The sequence below is a fragment of the Providencia rustigianii DSM 4541 genome, from assembly GCF_000156395.1.
Taxonomy (GTDB): domain Bacteria; phylum Pseudomonadota; class Gammaproteobacteria; order Enterobacterales; family Enterobacteriaceae; genus Providencia; species Providencia rustigianii.
Genome location: NZ_GG703842.1, coordinates 494 through 834 on the forward strand (window position 1 = coordinate 494; position 341 = coordinate 834).

The 341-nt window shown below is 52.2% G+C and carries 1 protein-coding gene; it reads right to left on the reverse strand.

What is annotated here, in order from left to right; translation table 11 throughout:
- Window positions 1-20: 20 nt before the first annotated feature.
- The coding region (locus PROVRUST_RS19985; RefSeq protein ID WP_006816526.1) for an Ig-like domain-containing protein at window positions 21-341 on the reverse strand (321 nt) is incomplete at its 5' end.

A 341-nucleotide genomic window follows, 5' to 3' on the forward strand; every position in this document is an offset into this window, starting at 1 on the left:
TAACAATGGTCACGGTGGTTTCATTGGACACATTGCCGTTTTTTGTCTTTCACGGTGTACGTGATGGTATCGGTGCCCACTTCGCCCGGCTTCGCGGTGTACACCAACTTGCCGTTAACAAACTCTGCCGTGCCTTTGCCACCATTAGTGATGATCGTCAGTGTGCTCGGGTCGATATCGTCTTTGCCATCCAAGTCGGTGTCGTTCGCCAACACATCCAGCGTGACCGTTTCACCTTCTTTGATCGCCGCACTATCTTTGTTTGCCACTGGCGCCGCGTCGATAACAATGGTCACCGTCGCTTCGTTGGAGACGTTGCCGTTTTTGTCTTTCACGGTGTA